We start from the raw sequence: 20,528 nt of genomic DNA on the forward strand, positions 1-20,528 counted from the left end.
TCAGTATATACCCGTCGGGGATTATCTATCCCTTCACTCAACGGTAACACCTTAACTTCGTTCAGGGATAGATAATCCCCTATATATATTTTTTCGAACACATACTATAAATAAGATCCATATCAAGACTATCCTCTACAATATCAGCCAGTTGATCATAATCAGCAATCAGACCCTTTTGATAAGAAAGACTACGCTTGATAGGAACCAATCCCTTTCTCAACCTCAAATTATTAAGTAAAGTATTGCGTAATATATCATTATTAAATAAACCATGGAGATAAGTCCCAAAGTGCAGTCTATTCTCAGACAGACTGCCATCTTCTATTTTAACACATTTATCTGAACGGGAAAAAATGTTAAAGATGAAACTTTTATTCCCTTGCTCAGTATAAGAACTCTCTCCCATATGAATTTCATAAGCTGTAATCTCTTCACCCTCAAGTCCCTGCAACAATAAAGGCCCTCCCCTGCTTATAGCTTTAACCTGATGGGTTGTTTTTTCTGCTAAAAAATGTGTTTTGACAGGCAGTAAACCTAAACCCCTTGTTTCTTCCCTTTCACCCTCAGTATGGTAGGGGTCATATAAAAACTGGCCCATCATTTGATAGCCACCACAGATTCCTATTACCGGGACACCCTTTCTGGCCGAAAACTGAATCTCTTGAGCCAGACCCTTGTTTTTTATATATTCCAGATCAGAGGTAGTACTCTTGGTTCCAGGGATTATAATTAAGTCAAGCCCCCTAACTTGAAGAGGAGTACTTACATATGTTAAAGAAACATCCTTAGCTAATGATAGTGGAGAAAAATCAGTAAAATTGGACATATGTGGCAGTTGAATTATCCCAATTTTTAGGTCTCTCTGTTCAGTAGATTTACCTCCTTGTAATTGCAAGGAAGCTGAATCCTCCTCTGGCAGCCTAATATCTTTCAAATACGGGATTACCCCCAGGACTGGTTTACCGGTATATTCTTCCAGGAAATCTAGCCCGGGTTTAAGCAGGTCAAAATCACCGCGGAAGCGGTTAATTATTAACCCCTTAACTAGTTCCCGTTCTTCTTTTTCCATTAAACGTAGGGTGCCAACCAGAGCGGCCAGGGCACCTCCCCTAGCTACATCTGTTACCAGGATTACAGGGCTCTTAAATAAAGTTGCTACCTTCATATTAGCCAGGTCCCATTCTTTAACATTAATCTCAACAGGGCTCCCGGCACCCTCCATTACTACAATATCATTATTTTCTCTGAGTTTATTTAAGGCCAACTCTATGTTTTTTAGAGCCATTCTCATATATTTACTATCTTTTTGCTGTCCCATCTTACCAATAGGTTTGCCTCTCACTATTACCTGACTTAAACCATTTCCTTTCGGTTTAACAAGGATAGGCTGCATATCCACTACAGGTTCTACTCCTGCTGCCTCAGCCTGTATTACCTGGGCAATACCAATTTCCCCGCCTCCAGCTGTAACAGCCGAGTTCAGTGACATATTCCAGGACTTAAAAGGGGCTACCTTAAAATTATTGCGAGCAAATATCCGGCAGAGAGCAGTGGCAACCATACTTTTCCCGACATCTGAGGCTGTTCCCTGAATCATAATAGTTTTATTATCTATAAGCTTATTATTTTCCTCTTTGATCATAAGTACCCAGTACCCCTTCCTCCAGAGTAAATATAATGCTTTTAAGCCCCATTCCCTCTTCCCTTAAATACTCTTTTATTCTGATAACTACTCGTTCAGCCAGTAGATCAAAGACAGCTACCAATCCGGCCTCTATAATAATCCCTACAGCCTCAGCTGATGTATTACTACTGAGAATACTACAGATCGTCTCTCTATCTCCACCTAATGCTGCAGTATAAGCAGCTATAATCTCCAGACGGGCATCAGCTACCTTGCTATGAGTATTAAAAATACCCCCAGCAAGTTTAACTATCTTTCCTAAATGACCCAAAACAATAACCCTCTTTATCTTTAAACGCTGACACTCCCTGAGCATGTAGCCAGCAAAATTACTCATTCTCACTACCTCTTTAGGCTGATACCCCAATTTGACAGCCATTTCCCGGCCATAATTGCCAAAGACCAGTACCACCTGGTCCCCACCTTCAACCACAAGCTGTTTTAATTCAAGGGCCAGGGATTCCTGATAGGCCTTTTCAGACATGGGCTCAACAATCCCGCTTGTCCCCAGGATAGAGATGCCCCCGACAATCCCCAGTCTGGGATTAAAGGTCTTCTGTGCCACCTCTTCACCCCCAGGCACCTCTATCATTACTTTGGCACCACTGCCCTCAGGTAAAACAGAGCTAACTGCTTCTTTAATCATTTTCTCAGGGACAGGATTAATGGCAGCTTTACCTACTGGAACAGATAAGCCCGGTTTAGTTACCCGACCTACCCCCTGTCCACCACTTAATTCGATTCCTGTACTAATCTCTTCAACCCGGGCAGAGATTTCCATTCCATCAGTAAGATCAGGGTCATCACCAGCATCTTTTTCTACAAAAACCCTGACAAAACCCTCACCATATTCCACCGCCTTCAAAGGAATATTTAATTCTATTCCTGCTGGGGTCTTGATTTGTACTTGCTCAGGTTCTTGACCGGTAAATAGAATAAGAGCAGCAGCTTTAGCAGCAGCTGCTGCTGCACTACCTGTCGTAAAGCCCCTCCTATATCTCTTGCCATTGATTGTTACATAAGACTCAAAGACCATTTAAAATCAACTCCACTGCCCCTGGATTAAATATAAAATTGCATTTAATGCAGCAGCAGCTACCGGGCTACCGCCCTTACGGCCTTTGACTGTAATATAGGGGAATTTGCTTTTCGCCAGTTCTTCTTTAGCCTCCCTGGCCCCCACAAACCCAACAGGGGTACCAATTATTAAATCAAGCTCAGCCTGCCCAGCCCTGAGCAGATTAATTAATTCAAAAAGGGCTGTCGGGGCATTGCCGATTAGAAAGATTCGGTTATCTTTATCCCTGACTGCCTTCCTCATCGCCATCATTGACCTGGTAATCCCCTTTTCTTTAGCCGCTAAAGCTACATCTTGATCACCTATATAGGTCTTAACCTCAGCACCTAGAAAGGAAAGTATTCTTTTATTAACCCCAGCCTTGACCATTGAAACATCTGTTACCACATTTGACCCCTTTTTTAGTGAGCTAACAGCCTTTTTCACAGCCCCGGGGGCTATAGTAATCAAACGGGCAAACTCAAGGTCAGCTGTGGCATGAACTATCCGTTTAATCACCGCCTCTTCTTCTGGGGGACAAAACAGTTCCCCCAGTTCTTCCTTGATTATCGCCATACTCTTTTCTTCTATTGCCTGTGGGTCTTTAATATCTATCAAGGTCTATCCCCCTTATTTTTCAATACCTATTCTGGCCTGAATACCCTGTTGATAGTAATGCTTTACTTCTTCCATGCTGGTAACCAGGTCAGCTATTTTTATTAGACCTTCTTCAGCCATCCTTCCTGTTATTACAACTTCAACACCATCAGCCCGATTTTCCAGCACCTCTATCAGTTCTTCAAGAGAAAAGAGTTTATAATAAACCGCTATATTGGCCTCATCCATTACTACCAGTTGATAGTCCCCGGATTGTAGAATACCACTCATCTCTGCCAGGCCCTGACGGGCTATCATAATATCTTCTTTTGCAGGCTCATTTCTGATAAAACAATCTCGTCCATATTGCTTAACAACTACATTATCTAATTTCTTTAAAGCCTTAATCTCACTGTACTCTTCACCTTTAACAAACTGCCCAAAAAAAACCTTAAATCCTGCCCCTACTGCCCTGATAGTTAAACCAATAGCAGCTGTTGTCTTCCCTTTTCCATTACCTGTATAAACATGAATCTTTCCCTTCATCTTGAATACCCCCTATTATTTCTTATATAGTAAGGCCCTACGCAAAAAATTACTGGCAATCCCAGGATTACTGGCAAAATGGAGATGGACATAACTGGCCAGCAGATTATTAGTAGGGCTATAACCCTCCAGCCTTCCATCACTAAGCCGGTAAGTTTTTTTGACACCTGATGTCAGATTATTTAACCTGGAATAATGAAAGACATGCCCCCTGGCCTTTTCATTACTATTTAAGATAAGATTACTGTTAAGTGTTGTTAACTCCACATAACCCATCTCCTGTAGTGAACCCTGCATTTCAACCTTGCCTGGAATAAGACCTAGCATCTGGTAGGCATTCCCTTTAAAATCAATAATCTCCTGACTTAGATACATTAAACCACCACATTCAGCATAAAGAGGCATACCAGCCTGAGCTTTTTCCCTTATATCATCTTTCATATCTTGATTAGCTGCCAGTTCCTCCAGAAAACTCTCCGGGAAACCACCTCCTAAATAAATACCATCCAGGTCAGGTAATTTTTTATCCTGCATAGGACTAAAATAGATTAATTCTGCCCCCAGCTTTGCTAATAAATCCAGATTGTATTGATAATAGAAATTAAAGGCCTGGTCATACGCTATACCTATTTTAACATTAAATTCCCTCTCCTGTGAATATAATCTATGTTTATTAACCTTTATTTTTCTACAGTCTGCAGATAATTTTATTAATTTATCAAGGTCCAACTGTTTTTCAATAAGCTGAATTAACTGCTTAATAAAAAACTTCAATTCCCCACTTTCATGGATAGGGACAAGTCCCAGGTGTCTTTCCGGGAGTTCCAGTCCCTTTTGACGGGGGAGATATCCTAGAATCTCCAGCTCAGGCATTTTCTCTACTACTGCCTCTTTGATTAGAGCATAATGGCGTTCACTGGCAATATTATTAAAGATTACTCCCTTTAGATTAAGTCCAGGGTCATAATTCTTATAGCCATAGATTAATGCAGCTGCACTCTGGGCCATTTTTTGAGCATCTATAAGCAAGACAAGCGGTGTCTGAAGTATCCTGGCAATCTCAGCCGTACTGCTTACCCCGGTCTTGCCCTTACCATCAAAAAGACCCATTACACCTTCTATAATACTAATATCAGCCCCTGCTGAACTATTACTATATAACTCCTTTACCCCATCACAACCCAGGAAATAACTGTCCAGGTTATAGGAGTTATTTCCTGTAAAAAGGGTATGAAAACCAGGATCAATATAATCAGGGCCAACCTTATAAGGCTGTACCTGATATCCCCTCCGACTAAGGGCAGCCATTATCCCCAGTGAGATAGTAGTCTTACCTACACCACTCCTGGTTCCAGCAATAAGCAGTCTTTTCTCATTCATCAAGCACCACCTCCTCAACTACTGCTATAGTTACTCTACTGAATTTTGTTTTTTCCAGTATTAATTTCCCTGTTTTAGAACTCAATAGGGCAGCTGGTTCACAGACACCAGGTACCCCGATCACTTTTTCTACAAATTCTGAACTGCTGATATTTAAATCAGCCTTTTTTATCTCTTCCCTTTTAATTATATCAATCTCCAGGGAGTTCTCAACCGCATAGGCGATTAATCCGCTCTCATCTTGTTTTAAATCAATCGTAGCTAATTTCTTAATACTCTCTCTCTTTATATTTAAGATATTTAGAGCAGCATCTATAGCTTTAGTAATCTCTGAAACTGTCACACCCCTCCGGCAGCCAATACCTATTATGATATTCCGGGGGATAAGTTGTAGATAATTACTATCAATGCTAAACTGCCTATTACTGATAATAAGTGGGAAACCACTCTGGATAGTCCTGGTATTCAAATCTGAAAGGGGGGAAAACTCAATATTATCACTGTGAACAGAATTAATTTTATGGTCTGTAAAGATATTAAGCGGTCTGTTATTTACAATAGCAGCATTAGCCAGTTTCAAATTTTGAAAGGGCTCAATACTAGCATTGATTCTTTTAGACAGCAGGTCAATAGCTGGCTTACCCTGACAATCTGTAGCAGTAGTAATAACTGCTGTTGAGTCCAGTATTTCAGCTATTTTTTCTGTTAATTCATTAGCCCCTCCTAAATGTCCAGCAAGAGTACTGATGACATATCGACCAGTCTCATCAATAGTTACTACCGCAGGGTCCACCCTTTTATCCTTTAGAAAAGGGGCAATTACCCTTACCACTATTCCCAGAGCCATGATATAAATTATTTTATTATATCTCTTAAACAAATTTGCTGTTAGGTCTTTTAAAGATGAATTATAATAATTTAACCCTTTCCCACAAATCCTATTATCCCTGATTTTTTTTAATTTGTATGGAAAATACAGGTCAACCCCTTCTAAAGAATTGCTAATCTTAAAGGCCAGCTCTTTTCCCCCAACAGTTAAAGTCACTACTGCTGTCCTTTCTTCAAGCATGACTACTCCCCTTACATTTGATACAATGGGTAATTAATTTTTCAATATCACTAAAAACATAGGGATAATTTAGAACAGGTCTTTTGATAATAATTACCGGTATCCCCAGGTCAAGGGCAGCTGTAATCTTGGTATCCAGACCACCTGTCTTACCACTTGCTTTACTAACCAGGACATCTGCCTTATACTCCTCCAGTAAGGCCCTGTTGAGTTTAGATGTAAAAGGGCCCTGTACTGCTATCAAGTTAGCTGGTGTAAAACCTATTTCTTCAGCCTTTTTAATAAATCTCCAGTCAGGTAAAACCCTAGCCACCAGTCTATCCCTCCAGTTTTCAATCCCTTCAGTAAAATAATGGAGATTATTACTACCAATCGTAAGAAATATCCTCTTAAATTGAGCCGCCATTATCACTGCTTCCTGGTAGTCCTCAACAGCCAGGATATATTCTGAGGGATAAATACTCAAATCCAGCTCTTCCCTTTCATAACGCCAGTAAGTAATAGACATTTCCTGGCTCACTAGCAGGACATTTCTGGATACATTTACAGCAAAGGGATGGGTAGCATCAATAATCAAATCAATTCCATAACTATTAATTACATTTCTCATATCTCTTGGCTCCAGTCTCTTTTTTATCACCCTGACCCCTGTAAAAGCCAGTCGTTTTTCAGCATATTCTGTTAACACAGATACTATTAAACTTAACCCCTTTTTCTGTAAACTATCAATTATCTCAAAACTGTCCCCTGTCCCGGCCAGTACCCAGATCATAGTCGATATCCCCTTGGTGTAATCATTTTATCAGCACTAAGATATGTCTGTGAATTACCGATAATAACAGTAGTCAACATATCGATCTCTTCCTCTGGCATATTAGCTAAATTTGTAATTCTTTTCTCTTCCCCACTTCTCCCTATCTGGCGCACAATACCTACCGGCGTATCAGCCGCACGCTGATTTAGAAATATTTTTTGAGCAGCCTTTATCTGTTCAACCCGCCGGCTGCTCCGGGGATTATACAGGACAGTAATAAAATCTGCTGCAGCTGCCCCGGCAAGCCTTTTTTTAATTACTTCCCAGGGTGTTAAAATATCACTCAAACTGATAACAGCATAATCATGCATTAAAGGCGCCCCCAACAAAGCAGCTGCAGCATTGGCTGCAGTAATTCCTGCTATAATTTCAACATCAACCTTATAATTTCCTTTGTCAATCAATTCCAGAATAAGACCGGCCATACCATATACACCTGGGTCACCACTGCTGATAACAGCTACCTTTTTATCCTGTTCAGCCATCTGGATAGCCTTAACTGCCCTTTCTTTCTCCTGTCTCATACCACTTAGATAAACCTCTTGATTTCCAGAGATTAATTCCTCTATTAATTTTATATAGGTTTTATACCCGATAATAATATCCACCTGCTGTAAAATTTGATAAGCCTGCCGACTCATTCCTGCCAGATTCCCGGGCCCAATACCTACCACAAAAAGTTGATTACTTTTCCCCATTATAATCACTCCCTGACTGAACAACGTAGCCTAACGGTTATCCAAACTTAATCAACAAATAATAATCTCTTTATTTAAAACTCTTTATAGATAAAAACCAAGCTTCATAAACCAGACCAATATATTTACTGGACGACTCTAGAAATTGTCTGAAGGCATGGACGCCGGAAGACAATTTCTCGACAGTAAACAAAGGCAGGACGCCGTAGTGCACGACAAGGCAAGTAAATATATTGGTCGGTCTTTAAAGTTATCCATAATCACATAGTTTTACTATACTTCATTTCAACATTATTTAAGATAATATAATTATTAATAGCTTTCTTTAATCACGATTTATTTTTTCCTTTTGTAAAATATAAAGTAAGTCCCATAATTCCAAATATATAACCTATACCCCCTAATATCTCTGTTATACCCGGTCCCTCACTATTCTCCAGCTTACTCAGTTTCTTATTTAGAGGAGCAAGTTTTTTATCAAGTTCCTGGCTGATAATAGCCCTTAAACTATCCTCATCGATAGCTGTAACAGCTGTTATATCTGTCTCCTGGGGATTTTTATTGTTAATCTCAGGCAACTCATCTTCACTTATTGTATATTCAGCCTGATGACCCATACCAGCATTGAGAACAATCCTTAAATCAGTTTTAGCCGGTATATTAAATTCATAGATACCATTTTCATCAGTAAGACCTTCACCTAATAGTTTATCTTCCAGGTCATATACCTTTACTTCAGCATTTTTAGTCAGAGAGCCATCACTAAAACCACCTTCTACAATAACATTCTGCCCCTCGACATAGACATATAAAATAACCTTATGTGCTGCAACAGGTAAGGTAATCAAGATTAACAAACAAATTAAAACAGACATTGATAATAAACATATTAATTTATTTAGAATCGATTTCATCCTGTCCAATCCCCCTTAAGAGTTCTGGTTTTACCTTTTTAATGAATGTTATAACAAAGAAAGCTATTATCCCCTCAATAAGCATTACTGGCAAATGAGCCAGAACAGCAAGTTTAGCTATTTCTAAAAATGACTGATCAGTAAACATTAAGGAAACAGCTACCATTAAAGCAGTCAAGAATACTGCCAGGGCTCCACAGATAAAAGAAAGAGTACCCAGATATATTTTATTATCTTTATTTATTTTATATATCTTAAAGAAGTAATAAACAAGCATACCTGGTAAGGCTACATTTAGTGTATTTACTCCCAGAGCAGTAATTCCCCCAAACTGAAAAAGAACACTCTGCAAAAATAATGCTATTATAAAAGCCGGAAAAATCTGCCACCCTAGCAGGATCCCCGCAATTCCATTAAGAATCAGATGAACACTGGTCGGTCCCAGTGGTAGATGTATTAAAGAAGTTACAAATAAAGCAGCCGAGACAATAGCTGTTTCAGGAATGTCTTCTTCTTTCATTTTCTTTAATCCAACGGCAATACCAAGAGCTGTCAAGCCAGCACCACTAAGCAGAACAGGGGCAGATAAAACACCTTCTGATATATGCATAAAACCACCTCACTTTTTTAAAGAGTCTGTTCGAAAAGTATCAGTATATACCGCCGGGGATTATATATCCCTTCACTCAACGGTAACACCTTAACTTCGTTCAGGGATATATAATCCCCTATTTATGTCTTTTCGAACACACACTTAAATACCTATCACTTAATTTTCTTTATCTTATCAATATATTGCTGCTGTATTGACTCATACTCTCCCATGCCGGACAGGTAAATCTCAACCTCAAAACCCTCCTGCTCCATTATACTTTTCCAGCTGTCTTCTTCATCACTGGCCATATCATTTTGAGCATGATCCCCTGCCACCAGCATCAAGGGAGCCAGGTAAACCTTCTTTATATTATCTCTTTTTAGAAACTTAATTACTTGAGTAATCTCTGGATAACCCTCCACAGTAGCAACATAATAATTTGCTAGACCTTTATCTTTAAAGGTATAATCAAGACAGGCATAGGCAGAATTTGCAAAATGTTCTGTGCCATGCCCCATTAATACAACGGCTTCACCTTTAGCTGGTTCCGGAAGTTCTTCTTTTAAGGCCTTGACTGTCTTAAAGTAGTCTCCCTTATCTGTTAGGAGTGGTTTGCCGACCTTCATATCTTTAAATAATCCCCTGTAATTATTAGCTATCTCAAGCAAATCATGATACTCACTACCATTTATGATATGGAGTGGTTGAACAATGACCTCCTGATAACCCTCATCATAAAGGGTTTTTAAGGCCTCTTCAGGATTATTTATTTTTATTCCATCCCTTTCCTCCAGAATATCTATTATCATCCCGGAAGTAAAAGCCCTTTTTATATCATAATCAGTAAATTCTACAGCAATTCTATCCTCACAGGCCTCAATTGTTTTTTCCCTTGTTCCGGCATAACTTGTTCCAAAACTAACTACTAGAATGACCTTTTTAGCTTTTTCTCCTGCTCGATAGGCATGACTAAAACCTTGGTCATAGAGTTTGGAACGGGAATAATCGCAATCAAGGAAATCGCCGACTAAAATCATAGCAGTCTTTTTGATACCAGCTTCCTTTACTTTGACTGCAATATTAGACAATTTTCCTCGGATAATAATTTCATCAGGCCATGATGCCCTGGCTACTACGACAATAGGGGTGTTCTCTGGATAGCCTTCTAATAGCTCAGCAACAACCTCTTCTATCATTTGAATACTTAAAAAGATAGCCATTGATGCCCTGTGTGAGGCCAGCTCAGCTATTTTTTCCCTATTCGGGACAAGGGTTCTCCCCCCTCTTCTAGTAAGAATAACTGTCTGGGAAACACCTGGCAGAGTAAACTCCCTTTCTACAGCCGCTGCTGCCGCCAGAAAAGAACTAACACCAGGAATAATTTTAAATTGAATACCCTTTTTATGTAATAGATCGATCTGTTCCTGGATAGCCCCATATAAAGAAGGGTCACCTGTGTGGAGCCTAACCACTGTCCTGCCTTCGGCTGCTGCTTTTTCAATTAGCCCAATTACCTCTTCTAAATTCATTACTGCACTATTATAGACCTCTGCATCTGGACAAAATTTTAAAATCTCAGGGTTAACCAGTGAACCGGCATAGATAACAAGGTCTGCCTTTTCCAGGGCCTTTTTCCCCTTAATAGTTATTAACTCCGGGTCACCAGTCCCTGCCCCCACAAAATATACCTGCATTAGACCACCCCCTGTTTGCTAATTAGTAAAGATAAATACTCTATCTCATCTGCCTTTAGTGAATCAAGGCCTCTGATATGTATTTCTCTTGCCAAACCACAGCTACTTATTACCACAGCATTGTCTTTTAGCTCCATCCTCTCGAGGAGTTCATATACCTGCTGATAATTCCTGGATAACTTCATGACAACAACATTATCAAAAATATTAAAAATATCCTCTAGTTCGTTTTCATCCACCTTAGATAGTATCGCAATATTCTCGTCTTTTTCAGCCAGAGGCAGATTACAGCTGGCTGTACAGGCATTAATTGAACTTATGCCAGGTACTGTTTCCACCCTGAGAGCAGGCATTAGTTTATTTAAACTATTTAAGATATAGATATAGGTACTATAGAGTAGAGGGTCACCTATCGTTATAAAAGCCAGGTCTTTACCCTCCTTTAATTCTCTGCTCATCTTCATAGCAGCATTATCCCAGGCCTGATTCAAATCAGGCTGCTTAGATGTCATGGGAAAACTTAGCTTTATTATTCTGCCAGTACAATCAATTTCTTGATTAATAATACTAAAAGCTAGACTTTCTTTATCTTTTCCGGCCTGAGGGACACAGATATAATCAACCTGATTGAGTACCCTGACTGCCTTTAGAGTTAATAATTCAGGGTCTCCTGGACCAACTCCGACCCCATATAATTTACCATTCATATTGTTTCCTCCTTTGCTGCAGTAATAATATAAACGGGATTGAGAGCGGCAAACATATGGTAATCAGCAATTTTTTTCGTCCTGGTCACTGCAATATGGCATATATTTAGTTGATACTGCAAAGCCTCTAAAGATGCTATGGCCTGGTTAAGGGTATTAGTAGTTACGGCAGTTATCACAATCCTTCCCCTATTTTTTAATTTCTTGTTAATTATCTTTAATATTTCCTGAAGATTACCACCACTCCCACCAACTATTACCCGGTCAGGGGCAGGTAAACTAGCTAAGACCTGAGAGGCCTCACCTGGAACAAACTCTATATTATTCAGACCAAAATTTGCAGCATTTTCTTTAATTAAATTAAGAGCCTCTTCTTTTCTTTCTACAGCATAGACAATACCCTCTCCTACCTGAAAAGCAGCCTCAATCGAAATACTCCCTGTCCCAGCTCCAATATCAAAGACTATCTGTCCAGGTTTTAATCTTAATTTGGCAATGACAACTGCCCTTATCTCTTCTTTAGTCATGGGAACATTTCCCCGAACAAATAGGTCATCAGGTACTCCTGCTGTATTATACTCCCATTTCCCCATTTAAAATCACCATCACTGTTAATTTTGCAAAACTATATTCTGTCAGTTCCTGCAGACTACCCCTGACAATCCTTTCCTCAGGATAGGAGAGGTTTTCAAAAACTATAACCTCTTTATTGGCTATACCCTGCTTAAGTAAAAATGAACAAATTTGATTAGGGGAAAATTTATCATCTGTAAACAAACCCACTTTATCATTTGTCCTGACTTCCCTTAAGAATTTTTCCCTATCGTCTTTGCCGTGTAAACTACTGATTTTCAGATCATCCCAGTTTAACTTAATCCTGGCCGAAGCCAGTTGTAGAGAGCTTATTCCTGGAATAATCTCTAATAACTCTTGAGCTATCTCTTTTTTTAAGTAATTCATCATACTGTATAATCCAGGGTCACCAGAGACTAATACTGAAATGCGTTTTTTTTGATAATTGGCCAGGATATAGTCTCTGACTTTCTCCAGCTCAGCTGTAATCAGTATTTTTTCTTTATCCAGTTCAGCAAACATTTCCAAAGCCCGCTTTCCAGCAATCAGTACATCTGAACTGGCAATAATATCTTTTGTGATTTTTAATAAATAATCACGATGACCAGGGCCAATCCCCAATACATATATTTTATTCATCAATAATCCCCTTTTTTGATAAACTATATAAGTAGCACTTAAACATTGTACAATTGAGTATTTTTTAGCTTAAAATCTCTTGCTAAGTTCTATCACATAATTCCGTCCTGGCATCTCACTAGTTCCATTAGTTGTATATTCCCGATCAAACAGGTTATTAATTTTTAATGATAAATCTGTGTCTTTAATTATCTCCTTACTTAGACTCCAATCAACAACAAAATAAGCATCTATCATCTCACTCCCATCAGCTTTGCTTCCTACAAATCTACAATCTACACTACTACTAATATCTTGCTCTTGATAAGCCAACCCTAAATTAGCTGTATGATATGGTTTACCATCTAATTGTTCATCATTCTCTTCATCTCTAGCATCTAAATAGGTATAATTAAAATTTGTCGAAAAACTATCATTTAATTCTTTAAGCAAACTCACTTCAAACCCTGTAATCCTCACTGAATTAATATTGGTTTTAGTCTTCACTTTAGAGTATTGGTCATCTATATACTCATAAGTTGTTAAATAATCTATCAAATCATCAACATCCCTTTTAAATAAGCTCAATTCTGTTTTTAATCCCTTATCTAAATACCTTAGACCAGTTTCATATACTATAGCAATCTCTGGGTCTAAATCCGGATTACCAACATAATAAGCCGAGCTCATCTTAGATTGTGGTAAATATAATTCGCTATATGATGGAGCCCGATAAGCCTTCCCTACTGCAGTATACCAGTTAACTTTTGAATTAAAATTATAAACCGTTCCTAGTTTAGGACTGAATTCAGAACCGTATTCTTCATGATTATCATAACGACAACCTAAATTAAACTTTAATCTATCATTTATCTTAAATACATCTTGAATAAATAAGGCTTGATTCAGATTATCATGTTTTAAATAAGTATCACTATCAATTTCACTCTGTACAAGCTCTAAACCATAAGTAATAATATGTTGTCGATAATAATTGGTATGATCATAATTGATTCCTAAATCTCTTGTATTATGTTCCTTATCTTTTTTAAAATCTGTATTATCGTGTTGGTTATGATAAACAACTAGGCTTTGCTCATTATTATCAGTCTGCCTTTCCCACTGAAGATTCAAGTTAAAATCTTCATCATTATGATAAGGCTCATTAGCATTATAATCATTAATATCAGTATCCATATCAGTATATCTTAAAGATATATTAATTTTAGAAAACTGATCTAATTGGTAATTAAACTTAGTAAAAATATTACTTTGCTTTACTTTATCACTACCATCTTCGGCATAACCATCTGTTTCTCTTTTCTTAACCATTATATTATATCCTAACTTATTTGTTCTCCCACTATGCCCTAAATAGTACTCCCGCGTATCATAAGATCCATAAGCTAATTTTACATTAGTAATTGGTTCATGACTACCACTCTTAGTAATAATATTAATTACTCCCCCTAAAGCATTAGCACCATATAAGGCAGAAGCAGGACTTTTGACTATTTCTATTCTTTCAATCTGCTCAGCAGGAATTTTAGCTAAATTCCCTATATTATTCTTGGCCCAATTACTAGGTTGACCGTCAATTAAAACTAGAACCTGATTAGTATTTGCACCACGAATAGAAACTTGTTTTGAACCATTAAGACTTCTATATTCAAAATTTATTCCTGGAATACCCTTTAATAATTCACCTGCATCACTAACATTCTTTCTCTCTATCTCTTCTTGATTTATTACTTCTATACTTACCGCAGCCTCTGATAACTTTTCTTGATATTTAGAAGCAGTCACTATAACCTCATCTAAAGTTAAAATATTTTCTTTATCTATCTCCTCAGCCATGACAACTGGTACTACCACATTAATTATTAACAAAAAAAACAAAAACACTGCTACTTTTCTATTCATTTTCACCATCTCCTTTAAAGATAAAATCTTAATCTTTTTCTAAAAATATATAGCTATACCTGGAATATTTTGGTGTTTCAAAAAATTCCAGTATCCAGAGGAATGATATATTTACCCTGACTAGTTTTTATTATTTCTACCTCTAGATTATATATATCCTTTATATTCTCTGAACTAAGTACTTCTTCAGGAGATCCCTCTTTATAAAAACCATCTTTTCCCATCAAAAATACCTTATCTGAAAATCTATTCGCTAAATTAAGATCATGTAACACCACTACGACAGCTTTACTTTCTTGATATACAAGCCTCCGAAGATTACCGATTACTTCTAGTTGATGATTTATATCAAGACTAGATGTAGGTTCATCAAGAAAAAGGATATTAGGTTCCTGAGCCAGGGCACGGGCAATAGCTACTTTTTGTTTTTCTCCTCCACTCAGGGTGTTAATTTCTCTTTCAGCCAGATGCATAATCTTAAATTTATTTAGAATAGACTCTACAATCGCTTCATCATTTGCTGATACCTTCCATTTGATATAAGGTCTCCTGCCCAATAGGATCATTTCATAAACTGTCATACTAAAACTAATAGCCTGCTTCTGCGGAACATAAGCCAGATTTTTAGCTAGTGTCCGTGAATTCATGCTGACTATTTCCTTACCATTTAAATAAACAACCCCATGCTTAGGCTTATATATATTACATAAACATTTAAGCAAAGTAGACTTACCAATCCCATTGGGCCCAACAATACTTGTCAGTTGCCCTGATTTTATTTCCAAATTGATTTTTTTAATCACATCATCTTTATTATAAGCAAAATATAAATCTTGACATTTAATATCCATATTCTATAACCCTTATCCCCTGAATTTACTTCAAAAGAGAATAAACCTCCCCTTACTCTAATTTTCAAAAATAATCACTTTTTCTTCTAATTAAAATATAAAGAAAAAATGGAGCTCCACATATAGAGGTGATTATGCCGATAGGTAATTCTGTAGGATTAATAATTAACCTGGCTGCTGTATCAGCTAGTACCAGAATAATTGCTCCCATTAGTCCCGATGCAATAATTAAAAATCTATTATCATTTCCAAATATCATCCTACAAACATGAGGTGCAAGTAGACCAACAAATCCAATAATACCAGTAAAAGCCACCACACAACTTGTTAATAAAGCTGTAATAAAACTCCCCTTTCTCCGCAAAGTTTTTACATCTATTCCTAAATTTTCAGCCACCTCTTCACCAGCGTTTAATGTATTAATATCCCAGGCTAATTTAATTAAAAATATAAAACAAATTATCATTATTGGTGTCAGTATTAAAACATCAATCCATTCTGCTCGATATAGACCACCCATCAACCAGATAGTTAATTCAGCAAGCTGCTCATGATTAGAAGTATATTTTAGAAAAGATATTCCTGCTGAAAAGAGATAGCTTAAAGCTACCCCGGCCAGAATCAGAGTGGCTGCTCCACCTTTTTTTAAAGATGATATCACATTAATTAAAATAATACTCAAAATACCCATTACAAAAGACCCCATTATTATTATCCAGGAACCATATTGAACCATCATTTCTGTACCAAGGATATAATTTCCCAAAACAATAGCCATCCCTGCCCCTAAAGCCGAAGCTGAAGAAACACCTAAGGTATAGGGACTAGCTAGGGGGTTGCGTAATAATGACTGCATAACAGTACCATTAGCCCCTAATGATAAACCAGTAATTAACCCCAATAATACTCGAGGTAATCTGATTTTTAATATTATTCCTTGATCAAAATTTGTATAATTACCAAGAGTAATCCCTGTTATTTTTTGTAATATAACCCCATAAACATCTTTCATAGTTATATCAGCAACCCCCAGGGTTATAGAATAACCTAAAACTAACAGCAAAATCACAGCCATTAAAATTAACAGCAATACCCTTTTAGCTATTATCCTAGAATATAAACTCTTACTTAATTTAGTATTAAACACCTTTTTCCCCCTATTGTTCAGCCTAATATTCTGGAAATATTAATTGTTTGTTATCATCAATACTTATCCCAAAAAACTTATTCATTAAATCTGCATATACTGCTTGTGGTTCAATATCGGCAAACAATTCAGGGTGACCAAGTTTAGCATAATACAAGTCTCCCACTACCGAAGGCAAGCCACTATTTACAAGCCAGGTCATTACATATACCCTGTCATTCTTAACAGCTGATGTATTTTTAAGACCTGTTCTGTTGATTATTTCCTTCCAAGACTCTTTCATTTCTTCATTAGAAACTCCAGGACTTTCCATCCTAATTATTAATTCTGGATTTTCTTGAATTACATACTCACTGGAAACCTCAGGATATCTTCCCACAGTATTAGCACAGATATTTATCCCACCTGCCAATTCAATTCGCGGTTGGACAGTCGCTTTAGAACTTCCGGTTTTATACTTACCTCTCCATTCCCAATAAATACGTGTTTTTTCGTCTTCCTTCAGTCCAGCAACTCTCTCTTTAATTAAGACCCTATACTGAGATATAAAAGCAATTAACTCCGTAGCTTTCTCTTCATTATTAACAATCTTAGCTAATTTTCTAATTACATTAAAAAGATTACTGGCTTCAGAAGTTCTTTCAGCTATTGTTGGAATAGCAAAATCATTGAACTTTTTGCGGGCATCATCCTGAAGCATGGTATCAGCAATAATAACATCAGGGTTCAACTCTATAATAGACTCAATTTGCGGCCTATATGAAGAACTTGCAACAATTGGTACATCTTCTAGCATACTCAAGGCAGCTGAGGTAGCACTCCAATCATCCCTTCCTATTATTTTATTACCAGCATCTAGGGCAATAAGTATTTCATTTAAAGGAGCACTAAGACAAATAATTCTTTTCACAGGGAGTTTAATTTTAACTCTGTAACCATCAGAATCTGTTAGGATAATAGTGTTATCTGCAAAGACATAAGTTGACCCCAATAAAACTATTACTAATGAAAAAACAAGTAATAAAATATAGTTTTTCAAATTTTTCTGGCCCATTTTTATCTCTCTTTCTTATAGAGTCTGTTCAAAAAGAATTGTTTTAGGTGATTATATTTCCCAGAACGAAGTTAAGGTGCTACCGTTGAGTGAAGGGATATATAATCACCGGGGTATAAGCAGTGACTTTTTGAACAGACTCTTATAGTATAATTAATATATAATATTAAAGCTGCCTCTTCTAAAAAAGGCAGCTGTGAATAATCATGTTTTATGTATAAATAGTAATAAATACATCATCAAACGATTGTATAATAATAAAAAAAGGCCTTTCCGGGGAAAGGCAAAAATAATCATATCTAAATCAGCACATATTAATACTTATTCAAACATGAGTTATCCCTCGTTACCTCTAATGCCGGAGGAAATACGAAGTACACAATAATGGCAGGTCTTCTGGCTCCAGCCCCTAACAATTATTTCATGCCTATCCTTCCCGCTTAAAAACAGTGGATATGCAAATACTTATACAGGCTGTTACAGCTACGACTACAGCAACGGTCTCTCACCGTTTTCCCTATTAATTTTAAAAACCATTAATGGAACTCAATTATATTTTATTGTAACAAACAAATAAAATTATCCCGCTCCTTTTTTTATTGCTATATATTACTGATTTATAATAACACATAGCTCAAAAATATATCTTGTAATAATTTGTACATATTTTGTAATTTTTAATTAAACTCTAATGTAATTATACTATATTACAGAACAAAAGGTCAAATAACTATTAGAATTAAAATGAATTTAAACATTTCACAGACAAACTTTTATCCTAAAACAAACTATCAGCTGCCGTTAACTCAGTATTAAATTCCGTCTGATACAATTTCTTATATACACCATTTTCTTTCTTGATGAGTTCTTCATGCCTGCCCCTTTCTACAATACCCTCATCAGTCAGAACAAGGATCTCGTCAGCATTTTTTACTGTAGAAAGCCGGTGGGCAATAACCAGTGTTGTCCTACCTCTGGCTAACTCTTCCAGTGAAGCCTGGATTATCTTTTCACTCTGATTATCCAGTGAGGAAGTGGCCTCATCTAAAATTAAAATCGGTGGATTCTTTAAAAATGACCTGGCAATCGATAACCTCTGTTTCTGACCCCCGGAGAGCTTGACCCCTCTTTCACCAATCTCTGTTTCATAGCCATTTTCCATATTTTTAATAAATTGATGGGCATTGGCTTTCCTGGCTGCTTCAACTATCTCTTCATCTGTTGCCTTGAAATTTCCATAAAGGATATTATCCCTGACAGTCCCATTAAACAAAAATACATCCTGTTGTACGATACCGATATTATTCCGTAATGAATTGAGTTTGATATCCTTTATATCTACTCCATCTATAAAAATCTTACCACTATCTATCTCATAAAAACGGGGTAACAGATTACAAATAGTTGTTTTACCGGCCCCAGAAGGGCCAACAAAAGCTACTGTCCGTCCTGGTTCTACTTCAATATTAATATTTTTTAGTACATGTGATTTGTTATCATAACTAAAACTAACATTCTGATATTTAATTTTCCCCTTCACATCAATCATTTCAATAGCATCACTTTTATCTTCTATCTGCGGTTTAATAGCCAGTATATTGGTAAAACGGCTAAAACCAGACATACCCCTCTGCAATTGCTCATTAAAATTAACTAACCTTCTTATCGGCTGCATAAACATATTGACATAAAAGAGAAAAGCTACTAATTGCCCTGTACTCAATTCGCCCCGGTAAATAAAATATGTACCAGCACCAAGTGTAACAACCCTGATTAGATTGATAAACAGGTTCATCCCGGCATGAAAACGGGCCATATTTTTCATGGCATATTCCCGGGAACGGCGGAACTGATTATTACCTTCATCAAATTTCTTCTTTTCAAAACCTTCATTAGTAAACGATTTAACTACCCTGATACCACTAAGGCTGTCTTCAATAATAGAATTTACCTCAGCAACCTTTTCTCTGATATCTTTAAAGGCAATATACATTTTTTGACCCAATTTAAGAGAAAAGAATATCATCAGCGGCAGCAGCATAAAGGTTACCAAAGCCAGTTTCAAACTCATTCCAGCCATAATAAGGAAAGAACCAATAATCATGATCACAGAAATAAAAAAGTCTTCAGGACCATGATGAGCCAGCTCAGAAATATTATTAAGGTCATTAACAATTCGGGACATAAGATAAGCAACCTTATTGTCATCATAAAACTTAAAAGAAAGCTTCTGGAGATGGCTAAAAATCTCTTCCCTCATATCAGTCTCCATCCTAATACCAACAACATGACCCCAGAAGTGAACTATATATTGTAAAATAAAACGAAAAAGATAAAGCACTATAAGAATAAACACCAGTCTAGCCGCTATAGTAAAATTCCTATCTGGAAAATATGTATCGACTAGCTTCTGAATAAAGATTGGAAAAACAAGATCTAAGCCTGACATTAAAAAGGCACAGGAAATATCCAGTACAAATAATTTCCAGTGTTTTTTATAATAACTACTAAATTTCTTTAACATAAAAAAGAAAACCCCCCAAAAATAATAACTGTAATATTTATGTATTATTAATTATTAACATCATTTATTATAATACACTC

The 20,528-nt window shown here is 36.9% G+C and carries 19 protein-coding genes and 1 riboswitch; all 19 genes read right to left on the minus strand.

What is annotated here, in order from left to right:
• Positions 1-79: 79 nt before the first annotated feature.
• The 19 genes from D7D81_RS15660 to D7D81_RS15750 all read right to left on the minus strand — a co-directional run bounded on the left by D7D81_RS15660 (position 80) and on the right by D7D81_RS15750 (position 20,448).
• Positions 80-1,645, minus strand: coding sequence for a cobyric acid synthase (locus D7D81_RS15660; RefSeq protein ID WP_286169803.1), 1,566 nt, complete (start codon positions 1,643-1,645; stop codon positions 80-82).
• Positions 1,626-2,723, minus strand: coding sequence for a cobalt-precorrin-5B (C(1))-methyltransferase CbiD (cbiD, locus tag D7D81_RS15665; RefSeq protein WP_125990982.1), 1,098 nt, complete (start codon positions 2,721-2,723; stop codon positions 1,626-1,628). Before cbiD ends, D7D81_RS15660 begins: the two co-directional genes overlap by 20 nt.
• 6 nt (positions 2,724-2,729) lie before the next feature.
• A complete protein-coding gene (locus D7D81_RS15670; protein ID WP_205739241.1) occupies positions 2,730-3,362 on the minus strand; it encodes a precorrin-8X methylmutase in 633 nt (210 codons plus the stop codon).
• Positions 3,363-3,374: 12 nt separating this feature from the next.
• Positions 3,375-3,887, minus strand: a complete 513-nt coding sequence (locus D7D81_RS15675; RefSeq protein WP_125990983.1) for a cob(I)yrinic acid a,c-diamide adenosyltransferase — start codon at positions 3,885-3,887, stop codon at positions 3,375-3,377.
• 15 nt (positions 3,888-3,902) lie between these two features.
• Entirely contained in the window at positions 3,903-5,267 is a 1,365-nt protein-coding gene (locus tag D7D81_RS15680) for a cobyrinic acid a,c-diamide synthase CobB (protein WP_125990984.1), read from the minus strand.
• On the minus strand, positions 5,260-6,336 hold the full coding sequence (locus D7D81_RS15685; RefSeq protein ID WP_125990985.1) for a cobalt-precorrin 5A hydrolase: 1,077 nt from the start codon (positions 6,334-6,336) through the stop codon (positions 5,260-5,262). Before D7D81_RS15685 ends, D7D81_RS15680 begins: the two co-directional genes overlap by 8 nt.
• Complete coding sequence (gene cobK, locus D7D81_RS15690; RefSeq protein ID WP_125990986.1) at positions 6,329-7,108, minus strand: precorrin-6A reductase; 780 nt, start codon at positions 7,106-7,108, stop codon at positions 6,329-6,331. Before cobK ends, D7D81_RS15685 begins: the two co-directional genes overlap by 8 nt.
• Positions 7,105-7,848: a precorrin-3B C(17)-methyltransferase gene (cobJ, locus tag D7D81_RS15695; RefSeq protein WP_125990987.1), complete on the minus strand. Its 744-nt coding sequence runs from the start codon at positions 7,846-7,848 to the stop codon at positions 7,105-7,107. The genes cobK and cobJ overlap by 4 nt, the downstream gene beginning before the upstream one ends.
• Before the next feature lie 329 nt (positions 7,849-8,177).
• On the minus strand, positions 8,178-8,762 hold the full coding sequence (locus D7D81_RS15700) for a NikL family nickel/cobalt ECF transporter subunit (protein ID WP_125990988.1): 585 nt from the start codon (positions 8,760-8,762) through the stop codon (positions 8,178-8,180).
• Entirely contained in the window at positions 8,743-9,372 is a 630-nt protein-coding gene (gene cbiM / locus D7D81_RS15705; RefSeq protein WP_125990989.1) for a cobalt transporter CbiM, read from the minus strand. Before cbiM ends, D7D81_RS15700 begins: the two co-directional genes overlap by 20 nt.
• 155 nt (positions 9,373-9,527) lie before the next feature.
• A complete protein-coding gene (gene cobM, locus D7D81_RS15710) occupies positions 9,528-11,051 on the minus strand; it encodes a precorrin-4 C(11)-methyltransferase (protein WP_125990990.1) in 1,524 nt (507 codons plus the stop codon).
• Entirely contained in the window at positions 11,051-11,758 is a 708-nt protein-coding gene (gene cobI / locus D7D81_RS15715) for a precorrin-2 C(20)-methyltransferase (RefSeq protein ID WP_125990991.1), read from the minus strand. Before cobI ends, cobM begins: the two co-directional genes overlap by 1 nt.
• A complete protein-coding gene (gene cbiT, locus D7D81_RS15720; RefSeq protein ID WP_125990992.1) occupies positions 11,755-12,351 on the minus strand; it encodes a precorrin-6Y C5,15-methyltransferase (decarboxylating) subunit CbiT in 597 nt (198 codons plus the stop codon). The genes cobI and cbiT overlap by 4 nt, the downstream gene beginning before the upstream one ends.
• The gene (gene cbiE / locus D7D81_RS15725) at positions 12,332-12,970 is read right to left on the minus strand and encodes a precorrin-6y C5,15-methyltransferase (decarboxylating) subunit CbiE (RefSeq protein ID WP_125990993.1); all 639 of its coding nucleotides are present in this window, start codon (positions 12,968-12,970) and stop codon (positions 12,332-12,334) included. The genes cbiT and cbiE overlap by 20 nt, the downstream gene beginning before the upstream one ends.
• Before the next feature lie 69 nt (positions 12,971-13,039).
• On the minus strand, positions 13,040-14,872 hold the full coding sequence (locus D7D81_RS15730; protein WP_164522293.1) for a TonB-dependent receptor plug domain-containing protein: 1,833 nt from the start codon (positions 14,870-14,872) through the stop codon (positions 13,040-13,042).
• Between the two features lie 77 nt (positions 14,873-14,949).
• Positions 14,950-15,723, minus strand: coding sequence for an ABC transporter ATP-binding protein (locus tag D7D81_RS15735; protein ID WP_125990995.1), 774 nt, complete (start codon positions 15,721-15,723; stop codon positions 14,950-14,952).
• A 64-nt stretch (positions 15,724-15,787) separates the two neighbouring features.
• Entirely contained in the window at positions 15,788-16,870 is a 1,083-nt protein-coding gene (locus tag D7D81_RS15740; protein ID WP_286169805.1) for a FecCD family ABC transporter permease, read from the minus strand.
• Between the two features lie 22 nt (positions 16,871-16,892).
• The gene (locus D7D81_RS15745; protein WP_125990996.1) at positions 16,893-17,924 is read right to left on the minus strand and encodes an ABC transporter substrate-binding protein; all 1,032 of its coding nucleotides are present in this window, start codon (positions 17,922-17,924) and stop codon (positions 16,893-16,895) included.
• A gap of 369 nt (positions 17,925-18,293) precedes the next feature.
• A riboswitch (cobalamin riboswitch) is annotated at positions 18,294-18,477 on the minus strand.
• Positions 18,478-18,702: 225 nt separating this feature from the next.
• On the minus strand, positions 18,703-20,448 hold the full coding sequence (locus tag D7D81_RS15750; RefSeq protein WP_125990997.1) for an ABC transporter ATP-binding protein: 1,746 nt from the start codon (positions 20,446-20,448) through the stop codon (positions 18,703-18,705).
• Positions 20,449-20,528: the final 80 nt, after the last annotated feature.

It is taken from the genome of Halocella sp. SP3-1 (assembly GCF_003953885.1).
Lineage (GTDB): Bacteria > Bacillota > Halanaerobiia > Halanaerobiales > DTU029 > Iocasia > Iocasia fonsfrigidae.

Bases quoted from the DNA above. Each gene is read 5' to 3' on its own strand.
- D7D81_RS15685 (WP_125990985.1), bottom strand. From the start codon at position 6,336: ATGCTTGAAGAAAGGACAGCAGTAGTGACTTTAACTGTTGGGGGAAAA.
- cbiE (WP_125990993.1), bottom strand. From the start codon at position 12,970: ATGAATAAAATATATGTATTGGGGATTGGCCCTGGTCATCGTGATTAT.
- cobI (WP_125990991.1), bottom strand. From the start codon at position 11,758: ATGAATGGTAAATTATATGGGGTCGGAGTTGGTCCAGGAGACCCTGAA.
- cobJ (WP_125990987.1), bottom strand. From the start codon at position 7,848: ATGGGGAAAAGTAATCAACTTTTTGTGGTAGGTATTGGGCCCGGGAAT.
- cbiT (WP_125990992.1), bottom strand. From the start codon at position 12,351: ATGGGGAAATGGGAGTATAATACAGCAGGAGTACCTGATGACCTATTT.
- cobM (WP_125990990.1), bottom strand. From the start codon at position 11,051: ATGCAGGTATATTTTGTGGGGGCAGGGACTGGTGACCCGGAGTTAATA.
- D7D81_RS15660 (WP_286169803.1), bottom strand. From the start codon at position 1,645: ATGATCAAAGAGGAAAATAATAAGCTTATAGATAATAAAACTATTATG.
- cobK (WP_125990986.1), bottom strand. From the start codon at position 7,108: ATGATCTGGGTACTGGCCGGGACAGGGGACAGTTTTGAGATAATTGAT.
- D7D81_RS15680 (WP_125990984.1), bottom strand. From the start codon at position 5,267: ATGAATGAGAAAAGACTGCTTATTGCTGGAACCAGGAGTGGTGTAGGT.
- D7D81_RS15730 (WP_164522293.1), bottom strand. From the start codon at position 14,872: ATGAATAGAAAAGTAGCAGTGTTTTTGTTTTTTTTGTTAATAATTAAT.
- D7D81_RS15675 (WP_125990983.1), bottom strand. From the start codon at position 3,887: ATGAAGGGAAAGATTCATGTTTATACAGGTAATGGAAAAGGGAAGACA.
- D7D81_RS15745 (WP_125990996.1), bottom strand. From the start codon at position 17,924: ATGGGCCAGAAAAATTTGAAAAACTATATTTTATTACTTGTTTTTTCA.
- D7D81_RS15700 (WP_125990988.1), bottom strand. From the start codon at position 8,762: ATGAAATCGATTCTAAATAAATTAATATGTTTATTATCAATGTCTGTT.
- D7D81_RS15735 (WP_125990995.1), bottom strand. From the start codon at position 15,723: ATGGATATTAAATGTCAAGATTTATATTTTGCTTATAATAAAGATGAT.
- cbiM (WP_125990989.1), bottom strand. From the start codon at position 9,372: ATGCATATATCAGAAGGTGTTTTATCTGCCCCTGTTCTGCTTAGTGGT.
- cbiD (WP_125990982.1), bottom strand. From the start codon at position 2,723: ATGGTCTTTGAGTCTTATGTAACAATCAATGGCAAGAGATATAGGAGG.
- D7D81_RS15750 (WP_125990997.1), bottom strand. From the start codon at position 20,448: ATGTTAAAGAAATTTAGTAGTTATTATAAAAAACACTGGAAATTATTT.